Origin of the sequence: Sulfitobacter sp. G21635-S1 (assembly GCF_027213915.1) — a bacterium.
In the GTDB taxonomy this organism is placed as follows: Bacteria; Pseudomonadota; Alphaproteobacteria; order Rhodobacterales; family Rhodobacteraceae; genus Sulfitobacter.
This window is the reverse complement of record NZ_JAPWGV010000024.1, coordinates 42,039-56,354: the sequence shown is the minus strand read 5'-3', so window position 1 is coordinate 56,354 and position 14,316 is coordinate 42,039. Positions and strand designations below refer to the sequence as shown.

The following is a 14,316-nucleotide window of genomic DNA, read 5'->3' as shown; positions in this document are numbered from 1 at the left end:
TTTTCGGATTCCGTTCTTTTTGAAAAGAACGGGCCGGAGTTTTTGAAGACTCCGGGGGTGGCAAGGCGCGTGGCGTTGAGCCCTTGGCATCGCTTTCTTTGAAGAAAGCGGATCGGCGTTTCTGAACACGCCGGGACCCGGCGTGTCACTTCAGAAAGGACGCCGCCTTCATCGTATCCGCGACCGGCGCGCCAAGGCGGTGCAGGATCGTGGGGGCCAGTTGCAACTGGTCGATCACGGTATCCGCGCGGGGGCCTTCGGCGGGGCCGAAATAATAAAGCGCCGCATCCTGTTGCAGCTCGCCCCGCCCGCCGTGGTGGCCGCGCTCGTCCTGACCGTGATCTGCGGTCACGATGATCTCATATCCTGCCGCCATCCATTTGGAGATGAAGGGCGCCAGCATCTCGTCCATCACGGCGCAGGCGTGGTCCATCTCCTGGCAATCGTGGAAGAACCGGTGGCCCATGCTGTCCAGGGTACAGGTGTGCAGCATGCCGTAGTTCAGCCCGAACCGCAGGCACAGATTGGTGAGCGTGGCAAAGAGATCCACGTCGGAGGGGGTCATCTGGTTGACCTGCCCATAGCCGGTCATCGTGTGGAACCGCCCGTGGTTGATCGTGTCGCTGTCGGGCTCGTCGTATTCGATGTCACGCACATAGTCGAAGGGGTGGCGGTTGAAGAACTCCGACCAGAAGGAATGCGCCACAGCGCCCGTCACGCCGCCGCCTGCGCGGACCTGGCTGAACACGTCTTTATGCCCCAGCCGGAAGACATTGCCGTTCCCGGTGCAACCATGCGCGGCCGGCGCCACGCCGGTGTGGATCGAGGCATAGCAGGAGGCCGAGATCGAGGGCAGCACCGCCCGGATTTTCCAGACGCGGGCATCGCCGGATTGCACCCAGCCTTCGAGGTTGCCGAACAGGCGGCGCCAGTTGCGGTATGGCACCCCGTCAAGGATGATCAGCAGCAGTTTCTTGTCCATGTCGGGCCTCCCTGTTTGCGGTCATATGATCGCAGGCGCGGGTGCGGTGCAACGGGTAACCCGTGGTCAAACAGCCGCGTGATCGCGGTGCCCGGCATAAGGGTGCTTTGCTGACCCGGAATGCCTCGCTTGCCCGCTTTGGCGAAAATCCAACCTGTGATAGCATCGCGGGATTGGAATCAGGGGGTTTTTCATGAAACATTGGACCTTGGAGACAGATGCCGAAACACTGCCGCTGAAACGGACAGGCGGCACCGGCGAGGATGCACCGACAATGGGCACCGGCAAATGCACCGCATCGGGCTGCGGATGCCCCAGCTATGTCGATCCTCCCGGTGGATTTGACTGTGCCCGTTGCGGGCACGCAAAATCAGAACATTGGTAAGCGCCAGTGCCGGATCATGACCTGCGCGCAGAAAACGACCGGCTGCGCGCCCGGCTCAGCGCGTTCGAGCGTTCCGCAGATGAGGCCCGCCGCGACAAGCGGTGGTACAGTGACAACAGCTGGCAGGATTGGGTCAAACTCTCCGGCCTGCCGCTGGCCTTCGTGCTGGCCTGCTACACGTTTTACGACGATGTCTACCTGCGCTTTAAGGGGCAGGACCGCGCCACGATCAGCGCAATCGAAAGCAATCTGCGTGAAATCCAGAAGCTGAACGAAAAGGCCTATGCGCTGAACGAGGCAGATGGAATTTCGGGGGCCGGCAGTTTCGAGGCGGCGAATGCGGGGTTGCGGCAGCGGCTGGGCAGTCAGACTTTCGCATATTGGCAGCAGCAGCCGGATTTCTTTCAACCCTCGGAGGCGCAGATCCTTGCTGATCAACTGTTGCTTCAGGGCCGGACAAAGGATGCCTGGCAAATCGCGGAAACGCTGGAAAGCAGCGCGCGCAGCGCATCCGACCGGGTTGAACTTGCGCTGTTCAAGGGCCGTATCCTGGGGGCGGAGGGCGATGCCTTCGACCTTGCGGCAGCGCGGAAACAGCTGGGCGCGGCCTATGCGATGACGGATGAGGTCGCCGTCTCCTCCCGCGCGCAGGCCCAGCGGCGCACGATCCTGCAGTACCGGGTGCAAATGGAACTCTATTATGAGCAGCCCTGTGAAGGGATCGGCCCGCTGGTCGAGGCGCTGGAGGTCTGGACGCTGGACGGCACCCCGGCAGAGGATGCGCAGGACCGGGCGGCGCGGCGGCTGATCGAGACCTATGCTGCGCGCTGCGCGGGGTAGGGGCAGTTGCCAAGCAAAACCGACTTTTGTGTCACATGCTGACCCGGATCGCTGTGCTACGTCAGGCGCAGGGGCGAAGCGGTCATCCGCGGAAATTGCAGCGAACGGCGGGAAAGAGTCCGGAGTTACATGAGGCGTCAGCCGGGCCAGCGCCTGCCCGGGGTGGGCGATGCCGAGCTATGTTCATGCCACTTTATTTCTCAACCGTGATGAATCCCAACGAGGGAACACCCAGCCTCACCAAATCGCCTACCCGAGGGGCGGGCAGGCGATGGCCCGGCGCCTTCGGCTTGTTCCGGGCCTGGGTGCTCGTGTTTGATGGCAGCAAAGTCCGCATAACGAACCCTCGCGTGCGCTTCACCTAAGGTCCGGTTGGGTCGGAAATGCTTGGCATTCGAGGCGGGATTGCTGGGCACGGCCTTCCGACAGGAATCAGAAAATCCGTAGGTTTGTGTCGCTTTCGGATGGCATGCGACAGGTAGAGGCAGGGCAAAGCGGAGCAAGGCGGCCCGGACCTGCCGGGTGCCTCCCCGCGCCTTTTCCTTGAAAAGACGCTTGGTCGCACTGGTCGCGTTTTTTCGGGGAAAAACGCTTGGCCGCGCTGGGGTTGAACTTGACCGGGTGCCTCCCCGCGCCTTTTCCTTGAAAAGACGCTTGGTCGCACTGGTCGTGTTTTTTCGGGGAAAAACGCTTGGCTGCGCTGGGGTTGAACTTGACCGGGTGCCTCCCCGCGCCTTTTCTTTGAAAAGACGCTTGGTCGCACTGGTCGCGTTTTTTCGGTGAAAAACGCGACCTAATTCCCGGCGCTTTCCATGCGGCGGGTTTCAATGACCTGCTCCAGCCAGCCCAGTTTCATCTCGGGCACCGAGCTGAGCAGGAGTTCGGTATAGGCATCGAAAGGCGGGGCCAGTACCTGCGATTTCGAGCCGTAGCGCACGACAGCGCCCTGATACATCACCGCGATACTGTCGGCGATGGCCTTTACCGTAGCCAGGTCGTGGGTGATGAAGAGATAGGAAACGTCTTCGATCTTTTGCAGTTTGAGCAGCAGTTTCAGGATGCCGTCGGCCACCAGCGGGTCGAGCGCCGATGTCACCTCGTCGCAGATGATCAGCTTGGGCTTGGCCGCCAGTGCGCGGGCGATGCAGACGCGTTGTTTCTGCCCGCCCGAAAGCTCTGCCGGATAGCGGTCCTGAAAGCCGTCGCCAAGTTCGATCTCGTCCAGCAGTTCCTGGATGCGCTCCTGCCTGGCTTTGCCCTTGAGGCCGAAATAGAACTCCAGCGGCCGTCCGATGATCGTGCCCACGGTCTGGCGGGGGTTCATCGCGGTGTCGGCCATCTGGTAGATCATCTGCAGCTCGCGCAGGTCGTCGTAGCTGCGTTGCGCCAGCGCGGGCGACAGGTTGCGCCCGTCAAACACGATCTGCCCCTCATTGGGTGGCAGCAGGCCGGTGATCACCCGTGCGAGCGTCGATTTGCCCGAACCGCTTTCGCCGACGATGGCAAGGGTCTGGCCGGGGTGCAGCTCCACGTTCACGTTCTTGAGCACGTCGAAATCGGTGCCCCTGTAGCGCGCGGTGATGTTCTCCACCCGCAGCAGCGGATTGTCGGTGGGTTGCTTTTCCTCGTGCTGGATCGACCGGACAGAGACCAGCGCCTGGGTGTATTCTTCCTGCGGGTTGTTGATGATCTGGTCCGTGGTGCCATATTCGACCATCGCGCCCTGTTGCAGCACCATGATGTGGTCGCTGACCTGCGCCACGACGGCAAGGTCGTGGGTGATATAGAGCGCGGCAACGCCGGTGTCGCGGATCGCTTCCTTGATGGCGGCCAGCACGTCGATCTGGGTGGTCACATCCAGCGCGGTGGTGGGTTCGTCAAACACCACGAGGTCGGGTTCGGGGCAAAGCGCAAGCGCTGTCATGCAGCGTTGCAGCTGACCGCCTGACACCTGATGCGGATAGCGGTTGCCGATGGTTTCGGGGTCGGGCAGGCCCAGCTTGCCGAACAGTTCCACCGCGCGGCTTTCGGCCTCCTTGCGGGAAAACTTGCCCTGGCGGATCGCGGCCTCTGTCACCTGTTCCATGATCTTTTTGGCCGGGTTGAAGGAGGCGGCGGCGGATTGCGAGACATAGGTGACCTCGCCGCCGCGCAGGCGGCGCACGTCGCCGACACCGGTCTGCAGGATGTCGCGGCCATTGACCCAGACTTCGCCACCGGTCAGTTCCACACCGCCCCGGCCATAGGCCATGGCGGCCAGGCCGATGGTGGATTTGCCGGCCCCGGATTCACCGATCAGGCCCAGGACCTTGCCGGCTTCCAGTTCGAAATCCACGCCATGCACGATTTCGATGTCGCGGGGCCGTTCGCCGGGCGGATAGATGGTCGCGCCGATTTTGAGGCCGCGTACCTTGAGGAGGGGATCGCTCATCCTCTGCCCCCTTTCAGTGATGTGGTACGGTTCAGGATCCAGTCCGCCACCAGGTTGATGGAAATGCACAGGGTGGCGATGGCATAGGCCGGGTAGAGGGCCGCCTGGATGCCATAGTTGATGCCTTCCTTGTTTTCCTTCACGATGCCGCCCCAGTCGGCCAGCGGCGGCTGTACGCCAAGGCCGAGGAAGCTGAGGGTCGAGATGAAGAGCACCGCAAAGATGAAGCGCAGGCCCATTTCAGCCACCAGCGGCGACAGGGCATTCGGCAGCGTCTCGCGGAAGATGATCCAGCCGATTTTTTCGCCGCGCAGGCGGGCGGCCTCGACATAATCCATCACGGTGATGTCGACGGCCACGGCCCGGGCCAGCCGGTAGACGCGGGTGGAATCGAGCAGCCCCATCAACACGATGAGGATCGTGGTGGTGGTTGGCATGACCGAGAGCACCACCAGCGCGAAGATCAGCGAGGGGATCGACATGATCAGGTCCACAAGGCGCGAGATCGTCTGGTCAATCCAGCCGCCCGAGACGGCGGCAAAGAATCCCAGGACCGATCCGGTGACAAAGCTGAGGATGGTGGCCATCGTGGCGATGAAGATCGTGGTGCGCCCGCCGTAGATCAGGCGTGTCAGCAGGTCCCGCCCGATGCTGTCGGTGCCCAGCAGGAACTGCGACGAGGGCGCTTCCCAGACGTCGCCGACGGTTTCGGCCATGCCGTAGGGGGCGATCAGCGGGGCGAAGATGGCCATGAGGAAATAGAGGCCGGTGAAGAACAGGCCGATCATGGCGGATATGGGAATATTTTTCATATAGCCTGTTCCGTAGCTTGGTGCGCCGTCAGGCGCTTCTTCTGCGCCGTTTTCACTTTGGATGCCTCAGCCTTGGATTGGCCAGGATCGACACGATATCGGCAATCAGGTTCAGCCCGATATAGACAGCCGCAAAGATCAGCCCGCAGCCCTGCACCACTGGCACGTCACGTTTGGAGACGTGATCCACGAGGTATTGCCCCATGCCCGGATAGGCAAAGACGACCTCCACCACCACGACGCCAACCACCAGGTAGGCGAGGTTCAGCATCACCACATTCACGATGGGTGCAATGGCATTGGGGAAGGCGTGTTTGCGGATGATCGTCAGCATCCGCATGCCCTTCAACTCGGCGGTTTCGATATAGGCCGATTGCATCACGTTCAGGATCGCGGCGCGGGTCATGCGCATCATATGGGCAAGCACCACCAGGGTCAGCACCATGACGGGGATCGCAATGGCGTTCAGTTTCTGGCCCAGCGTCATGCCGTCGTTGATGATCGCGACAGAGGAAAACCAGCCCAGCCGGATCGAAATCCAGTAGATCAGGACGTAGCCGATCATGAATTCCGGGATGGAAATGGTGGTCAGCGTCACCGCCGAAATCAGCTTGTCGGGCCAGCGGTCCTTGTAGCGGACGGCAAGCAGCCCCAGGAAAATCGCCAGCGGCACCGAGATGACAGCGGCCCAGAAGGCGAGGAACAGCGTATTCTTGAGGCGTCCGCCAAGGCTTTCCGCGATGTCGCGGCCATTGGTCAGCGCGGTGCCGAGATCGCCTTGCAGGAACCCTCCGAGCCAGGAGAAATAGCGGGTCAGGGCGGGATCGTTCATGCCCAGTTGTTCGCGCAGGTTGGCCAGCGCCTGGGGGGTGGCCGATTGCCCCAGAATGGACTGGGCGACATCGCCGGGCAGGATCGACGTGCCGGCGAAGATCAGGATTGAGGCCGCAAAAAGCAGCAGGATGCCCAGCGCAAGGCGCTGGGCAATGAGTTTCAGGATCGGGTGCATCTCCGCTACGCCCCGATCAGGCGTTCTTCAACCAGCATTTGATTGCGGCCTGGTTCGACATCATCTCACCGTAGGGATCGTCGATCCAGCCACCGACATCATTGCTGACGCCGTTGATGAAGTCGTTGAACATCGGCAGGATCAACCCGCCTTCATCGCGCAGCATCCGGCCCATCTTGGAATAGAGTTCCTTACGCTTGGCGGTGTCCAGTTCGGCCTTGGCCTCTTTCAGCATGGCGTCGAACTCGGGCCGTTTCCAGCGCGTGTCGTTCCAGTCTGCGGTGGACAGATATGCGGTGGAATACATCTGGTCCTGCACCGGACGTCCGCCCCAGTAGGAGGCGCAGAAGGGTTGCACGTTCCAGACTTCGGACCAGTAGCCGTCATTGGGTTCGCGCTTGATTTCCAAGGGAATGCCAGCGGCCTGCGCCGACTGCTGGAACAGGGCTGCGGCGTCGACCGCACCGGGGAAGGCCCCGTCAGAGACCCGCAGGATGATCGGGCTGCCGTCATGGCCGGAGGCCGCATAATGTTCCTTGGCCTTCTCGATGGAATGTTCGCGCTGCGGAATGCTTTCGTCGAACAGCGGATAGGCCTTGTTGATCGGCATATCGTTACCCACGGTGCCGTAGCCGCGCAGGATCTTGTCCACCATTTCCTCGCGGTTGATGGCATATTTCAGCGCCAGCCGCAGGTCATTGTTGTCGAAAGGCGGGGTGTCGATATGGGCGATGAAAACGTAATGGCCGGGGCCGGAGACGTTGCGCACCTCAAGGTTCGGTGCGCGTGCCAGAAGGGCGGCAACCTTTGGATCGACGCGGTTGATCAGATGCACCTGCCCCGATTGCAGCGCCGCGGTGCGTGCGGTTGCATCGTTCAGCACAAGCTGTTCGAATTCGTCCGCAAAGCCACGGTTCTCGCTGTCCCAATAGTCATCGCGGCGCTTGAAGGCGTGGCGCACGCCCGGCTCGTCGATTTCAAGCGTATAGGCACCTGTCCCGATGGCGGCCCCGGGATCGTCCATGCCGCCGTTCGGCTGGATGATCAGGTGATAGTCGGACATCAGGTACGGCAGGTCGGCGTTGGCTTCCTCCAGCTCCAGCACCACGTAGTCGCCATCGACCTTCATGTCGGCGATGCCCTTGACGATGCCCAGTGCACCGGACTGGCTGTCTTCGTTCGAATGGCGCTGAAGTGTCTTCAGCACGTCATCGGGGGTCATGTCCTTGCCGTTGGAGAAGGGGATGCCCTTGCGGATCTTGAAGGTCCAGGTCTTGGCGTCGGCAGAGGCCTCGAAACTTTCGGACAGGCGGGGCTCAAGCGTACCGTCGGGGCTGACTTCGACAAGGGTTTCGCCCCAGGCATAGAGGTTGTTCAGCGGCACTTCCGAAGCGGTCAGGGCCGGGTCCTGGGTGTTGGTCGATTCACCACCTGAGGAACCGATGCGGATCATGCCACCACGCTTGGGAGTTTCCTGGGCCTGGGCACGCTCAGCCAGCATCGTGTTGGCAACAGCCGCGGTCACGCCGAGGGCCGCGGCGCGGCCGATGAATTCGCGGCGCGTCATCAGGCCCTTGGCGACCTGACCGGTCATATGTTTCAGTTGTTCGTTCATAATTTGATACTCCCCTTTGGAATCGGGCGCTTGTCCGCCCGTTTTATTGATTGATGAGTCAAGTTTGCGCATTTCTCAGCTTGTCGCAAGGATTAATAGCGCGGTTTTCGTGACGCCTTTGCTACATGTGATCGCGCGGGATGTTGTCTTCGATGTCTCTTGCATAGATCAGTTCGTCGTTTTCATAGGCTTCGATGCGGGCATTGAGATGAAATGCCGTTGCGCTGCTGGTCATCATGCAGGTGGCTTCCGTCCGCAGCGAAATGTCATCGCGCACCAGTTCATCGGTCCAGTGGCATTGGCCGCGGGCTGACAGGGGATCATCGGGGTTGATGGTCCAGGCCTCGCGCGCAACCGATCCGTTGATCAGGCCATGGTCCGCGTCACGCACCGCGCCGAAGTCATCCTCGATGAACAGGGTGATGTCGCCCGTCGTCATATCGACCTCGCGCCGCCTGATGTGGGCTTCGGGGCGCAGTTCTTCGGTTTGCCAGGGGTCGGCGGCGGCCGGCGGTTCGAACAGATGTTCGTCCCCGCCCGGCGTCGGACGCTGGGGCAGGTCGATCCGGCCTGCCGTCAACGAAAGTCGCGTGGGCACGGGGCTGGGCCAGATCAGCGGCCAGTAGGCATCCGATATCGACAGCCGCAGCCGGTGACCTGCCGGCACGCGGTAGGCGATGTGGTCGAGGTCCAGGGTGATCTCCACCGGCGTGCCGGGGGTCATCGGGGTGACCGCCTCTGCATCGTCGCGGTGGCTGAGGTTCAGCACCCCATAGGTGATACGGGTTGCCGCGCCATCCGGGTGGATGTGGTTCAGCCGCACCGCGATCTGCGCCTGCGGCTGGTCGCTGGCCAGGGTCAGTCTGACATGAGGCGCGCCGACAATATCCATATCCGCCTCCAGCGGGGTGCTGTCGAAGGTGGTGGACAGCGCATCGTCACTGCGCTGGTCGCCGGGCAGTTCCGGGCCCAGCCAGATGGCGCAGTATTCACCCGCATCCGCCCCGCAATGGGGCGGTGAGGAGACGGTGGCCGCCAGCGGCGCGGCGGCGTCCGTCAGCCCGCCGTCGGTCAGATGCAGGGTGGTGGCGGGCAGATGAGACGTGGCACCCCTCGGTTCCGCGATCCAGCGGCCGGGGCGGTGTTCATACCAGGTTGCGGGGCGCACCCCGTCCATCAGATAGGCGCGGTAATCGGGGTCGTCTTCCACCCCGGTGTCGATGTCCTTGAGCCAGCGATCCCACCAGCGCAGCGCCTCTTGCAGAAAACCGATGCGCGGTTCGGGGATCGCGAAATGCGGATATTTGTGAACCCAGGGACCGACGATACCCTTGGCCCCCGGCAAGGCCTCCACCAGTTGCGGCACGGCGTTCTTGTAGCCGTCGCCCCAGCCGCCGATGGCCAGCACCTTCGCCTTGATCGCGGGGTAATCCTCGATCACCGAACCATGGCGCCAATAGGCGTCACGCCGCTGGTGGCGCAGCCAGACCGACGGCAGGAAGGGTTCCGCCTCAAGCCGTTCCAGCCACATCTCGCGCCAGTCCGCACGCAGGGCCGGGTCCGGCGCGCGGGAGGAATAGGACCACATGGTCGCCCCCCAGCCGAGGTTTTCGTTCAGCAGGCAGCCGCCCTTGTAATGAATGTCGTCGGCAAAACGGTCCACGGTGGAGCACAGGGTGATCACGGCCTTGAGCGGATCGGGGCCCAGGGCGGCCACCTGCAATCCGTTGAAACCGCCCCAGCTGATGCCCATCATGCCGACATTGCCGTTGCACCAGGGCTGTGCCGCGACCCAGTTGATGACCTCGACCGCGTCGGCCTGTTCCTGGGCGGTATATTCATCCTCCATCACGCCCTGGCTGTCGCCATTGCCGCGCATGTCCACGCGCAGGCAGGCATATCCGCGCTGCGCAAACCACGGATGCGTCAGCGCATCGCGCGCACAAGTGCCATCGCGTTTACGGTAGGGCAGATATTCCAGGATGACCGGCACCGGGTCGGCATCGGCATCTGCGGGTCGCCACATCCGGGCGGAGAGGCGGCAGCCGTCGGAAAGTGTGATGCCAAGGTCGGGTTCTTCGGTGATGTCGCGCAGGCTGTTTTGAGGAATCTCCATGCGTCAGACATTTGCCGCGCCCGGGAAATTGTCAACTGTTGCGAGAATGCCATCATTTTTCGCACCCGCGATATGTCCTATGACTTATTGGCAATCGCGCCTCTGACCGACCGGAATTGTGCCACAAGCCTCTCACCTTGCGGTTGAAAATGAACTAAGGCGAGAAAAAGGCACTAGTTTCAAAAGGGTTTTCGGAGTATCCCGGGGACATCAAAAACGTGCACGGGCGATAGAACGGCTGGCACGCATAAAATCAATTACAGAAGTCCCGCATAGAACGAGGACTTTGAGGTAGAGTGGTGGTGCTATGAAGACGATAGATTTCGTCGTCCGCGATAACGCGGGCGGATTGCAACGTGGTGTTGTCGCCTCAGAGGCGAAAAGTCATGTCATCCAGGCCGGAGCAGGTCAGGAAATTTCCCTAAATCTCAGGCAGACCGATCTGGCCGGGCAGCAACGCGCGGGCAATGATCTGGTGCTGACGCTGGCCGATGGCCGGGTCATCATGATCGAGAATTACTTCAACGCATCGGGTGCCGCGAACCGGCTGTTCATCTCGGCAGACGGCTATCTGAACGAAGTTTCGCTGGTCGACGCGGGCAGCGGTGAGCTTTACGCGCAATACGGGCCGACGGAAGAATGGGGCAAGTGGAGTCCCTCCGATGATCTGATCTATCTGGGCCGCACCGAAGTGGCGGCCAATGCGGCAGCAGCCGACGATGAAGTGTCGATGTTCGCGGCACCGCTTCTGGGCGGCGGATTGCTGGGCGGTGGCGCGGGCGCTGCGGCAGCAGCCGTCGGCGGGGCGGCAGTGCTTGGCGGTCTTGGCGGCGGCAGCTCCAACGGGGGTAACACTGCGGGCGAAGGTACGGACGGCACAGGCGGCACCGGCGGCGGCACCGGTCCGGCGGCGCCCTATGTGGATGACGCGGACAGTTCCAGCGACATTGGCGGCGACGATTCAGCGCCGCATCAGGTGGTGATCACCGGCGGTGGTGAACCGGGCAGTACCGTCATCGTCACCCTTGGGGACCAGCAGGTCGAAACGGTCATCGACGAAGACGGCGTTTTCGAAGCGGTCTTCGAAGACGAGAATTTTCCGCCCGACGGCACCTATGAAGCCGAGGTTACCGTCACCACCGAGGGCGAAAGCACGGTCCTGGACGGGCCGGAATATGTGATCGACACAACCCCGCCGCAGATCGAGGTGACATCGGGCACCCAGTCGGTGGATGATTATTTCAACGCCGAAGGCTTTGATGACGGGGTGACCATAACCGGCACCGGCGAGGCTGGCGCGGCCGTGGTCGTGACCATCGCAGGCATTGAGCAGGCGACGACCGTGGCCGAGGATGGCACCTGGTCCGTTACCTGGGAAAGCGGCACGCTGGAGGCGGGCGAATATACCACCGATGTGACCGTCTGGACCTCTGACGCATTCGGCAACACCAATACCATCACCGATGTGCTGGTCGTGGATACTGTCGTCAACGTCACCATCGACACCGATATCATCGGCGGTGACGGCGTGGTGAACGCCGAAGAGCATGACGACGGTGTGACTGTCACCGGCACCGCGGATGCAGGGGCCACTGTGGTGGTGACTTTCGGCACCGGCACCCAGACGGTGACCGCCACCGCCGAAGGCACCTGGAGCGCGGTCTTTGTCGCGGGCGAGGTGCCCACGGGCGAGCTGATGGCGACCATCACGGCGGTGGCGACAGATGTCTATGGCAATGCGACCTCGGCCACGGGCGAGGTGCAGATCGACACGATCGCCCCCGGCATCACGGTCACCAGCGGCACCCAGTCGGTTGACGATTTCTTCAACGCCACCAGCTTTGCCGACGGCGTCACGCTGACCGGCACGGGGGAGGCGGGCGCCTCGGTCGTGGTGACAATCGCGGGCATCGCGCAAAGCACCACGGTTTCCGCAGATGGCACATGGTCGGTCACCTGGGCGGCAGGTACGCTGCAGTCCGGTGAATACAGCACGGACGTTCAGATCGTCACAACCGACGCCTATGGCAACAGCACCAGTGTTTCGGATGTTCTGGTGGTCGATACCGTGACGGATGTCACCATCGACACCGATAATGTCGAAGGCGACGGCACCGTCAACGCAGAGGAACGCCAGGACGGTGTCACCCTGACCGGCACCGCGCAGCCCGGATCGACCGTCATGGTCACCTTCGGCACCGGCACCCATCAGGCGACAGTCGATGCGGATGGCAACTGGACCTGCGATTTCGCGGCGGGTGAAATCCCCACCGGCGAAGTGAGCGCGACCGTGACCGCCGTGGCGACGGACAGCTTCGGCAATACCTCCACCGCCAGCGGCGAGGTCGAGATCGACACGCTGGTGCGCGACTTTGGCTTTACCGGGACAACCGGCGGCGCGGATGGCGTGATCAACATCGAAGAAGCCTTGCAGGATCTTGTCATGACCGGCACCACTGAGCCGGGCTCGACCGTTCTTGTCACGCTTGGCTCTGCCACCCATGCGGCGACGGTTGCGGCGGACGGGACCTGGACAGTCACCTTCGCTTCCTCCGAGATTCCGGGTGGCGCGCAAACCGCGGTCATGACCGCCGTCGCCACCGATGCGGCAGGCAATGTGGAGACCATCACGCAGGACGTGGAGATCGACCGGGATGCAGGCATCCTCACGATCTCTTCCGCACCTGTCGAAGGCGACGATGTGGTGAACGCGGCAGAGGCCAGCGACGGCGTCGTGCTGAACGGCACCTCGAACCCCGGCGCAGCGGTGACCGTGACCATGGCGGGCGTCAGCCATACCGTGACCACCGATGCGGCAGGCAACTGGACCGCGAACTTTGCCGCAGGTGAAGTCGCGCCCGGCGTCTATACCGCCGATATCCACGCCACCACCACCGACAGCGCGGGCAACGTGCTGGAGGCCGTGGACAGCGTGGCCGTCGACACCCGGGTGGACAACCTGAGCATCAATGCCGAGATCGTCGAAGGGGACGGGGTGATCAACGGGCTGGAACGCACTGACGGGGGCGGTGTGCAGATCACCGGCACGACCGAGGTCGGCTCCACCTCTGTTGTGGTCACCCTGAACGGCGTGGCGGTGAACGCGGTGGTCGATGCCAATGGCAACTGGATCGCCGATTATGCCGCCAGCCAGATCGCCCAGGGCACCTATGACGCCGATGTCTCGGTCCAGGCCACGGATGCCGCGGGCAATACCGCCACCGTGACCGACAGCATCCGCGTCGACACCGAGGTAGTACCGCTGAACATGACCGAAACCGGAGGCGGGGCCGACAACGTGGCCTCTGCCGCCGAGGCCGCCACCGGCATTGACCTGGGTGGTCAGGTCGAGGCGGGTTCAACCGTCGTGGTCAACTTCGACGGGGCAAACCACAGCGCAACCGTCGATGCGGTTGGCAACTGGTCCCTGACCATTCCGCCGGGCGCGATCCGTCCGGGCACCTATGACGCGGCAATCGTGGTCACCGCGACCGATGCTGTCGGCAACGTGGCAACCCTGTCGGACACCCTGGCCATCGACACCGATGCGCCCGAAGGTCCGGTCATCGCCTCCTACACCCGCGACGGCGACGGCATCCGGGGCATTTCGACGGAGATCAATGACGACATGATCGAGGTCCACCAGGTCAACAACAACGGCACGGTGACCGAGGTCGACGCCACATCCGTGGATATCCCGCAGATCAACGAGACCAACTTCCAGTTCGGCACCCAGGTCCCGGACGGGTCGCATCTGGTGATCACCGCCACCGATGATGCGGGCAATACATCCGGCACCTACGTGGTGCTGGACGACGAATCCGTGAACTCCGAGGTTGCGCTGAATTCGGATGTGCTGGGCGATTACAACATCGAAACCATTGATCTGAGCTTTGCCGAAGAAGGCAATCTGACGATCAACGAGGCGACGCTGCTGGACCTGTCCTCCAACACCAACGAGTTGCAGATCGACGGCGGTGCCGACGATACGGTGACGGTCACCGGTGCGGTGCGTACCGGGTCCACCATCCGCGACGGTCAGAGCTATGACATCTATACCTTGGGCGAGGAGGGCACGCTTTACATCGACGACGATGTGACAGTGGTGATCTGAGCCGACACACGA

General features: G+C 62.5%; 9 protein-coding genes. 3 read left to right on the top strand and 6 right to left on the bottom strand.

The genetic code is table 11. The features are described from left to right. Positions 1-145: 145 nt before the first annotated feature. Positions 146-982 (bottom strand): alkaline phosphatase family protein, encoded by an 837-nt coding sequence (locus O4H53_RS20320; protein ID WP_269366731.1) that lies wholly within the window; start codon positions 980-982, stop codon positions 146-148. 193 nt (positions 983-1,175) lie between these two features. Here O4H53_RS20320 and O4H53_RS20315 point away from each other — a divergent pair, with 193 nt between their 5' ends. Continuing rightward, a complete protein-coding gene (locus O4H53_RS20315) occupies positions 1,176-1,367 on the top strand; it encodes a hypothetical protein (RefSeq protein ID WP_114275911.1) in 192 nt (63 codons plus the stop codon). Positions 1,368-1,373: 6 nt separating this feature from the next. Beyond that, a complete protein-coding gene (locus O4H53_RS20310) occupies positions 1,374-2,207 on the top strand; it encodes a hypothetical protein (protein WP_269366728.1) in 834 nt (277 codons plus the stop codon). 793 nt (positions 2,208-3,000) lie between these two features. Here the strand turns inward: O4H53_RS20310 and O4H53_RS20305 are convergent. The 5 genes from O4H53_RS20305 to O4H53_RS20285 form a co-directional block, all read right to left on the bottom strand. Next, positions 3,001-4,638: an ABC transporter ATP-binding protein gene (locus O4H53_RS20305; protein ID WP_269366727.1), complete on the bottom strand. Its 1,638-nt coding sequence runs from the start codon at positions 4,636-4,638 to the stop codon at positions 3,001-3,003. After that, positions 4,635-5,450 (bottom strand): ABC transporter permease, encoded by an 816-nt coding sequence (locus tag O4H53_RS20300; RefSeq protein WP_269366725.1) that lies wholly within the window; start codon positions 5,448-5,450, stop codon positions 4,635-4,637. The genes O4H53_RS20305 and O4H53_RS20300 overlap by 4 nt, the downstream gene beginning before the upstream one ends. A gap of 52 nt (positions 5,451-5,502) precedes the next feature. Then, positions 5,503-6,459 (bottom strand): ABC transporter permease, encoded by a 957-nt coding sequence (locus O4H53_RS20295; RefSeq protein WP_269366723.1) that lies wholly within the window; start codon positions 6,457-6,459, stop codon positions 5,503-5,505. Between the two features lie 16 nt (positions 6,460-6,475). Continuing rightward, a complete protein-coding gene (locus O4H53_RS20290) occupies positions 6,476-8,074 on the bottom strand; it encodes an ABC transporter substrate-binding protein (RefSeq protein ID WP_269366721.1) in 1,599 nt (532 codons plus the stop codon). Positions 8,075-8,195: 121 nt separating this feature from the next. Continuing rightward, positions 8,196-10,190 carry a CocE/NonD family hydrolase gene (locus O4H53_RS20285; protein WP_269366719.1) on the bottom strand — a complete coding sequence of 665 codons (1,995 nt, stop codon included), beginning with the start codon at positions 10,188-10,190 and terminating at the stop codon, positions 8,196-8,198. 307 nt (positions 10,191-10,497) lie between these two features. On the opposite strand from O4H53_RS20285, the gene O4H53_RS20280 reads away from it, so the two are divergent. Continuing rightward, the gene (locus O4H53_RS20280; protein WP_269366717.1) at positions 10,498-14,304 is read left to right on the top strand and encodes an Ig-like domain-containing protein; all 3,807 of its coding nucleotides are present in this window, start codon (positions 10,498-10,500) and stop codon (positions 14,302-14,304) included. Positions 14,305-14,316: the final 12 nt, after the last annotated feature.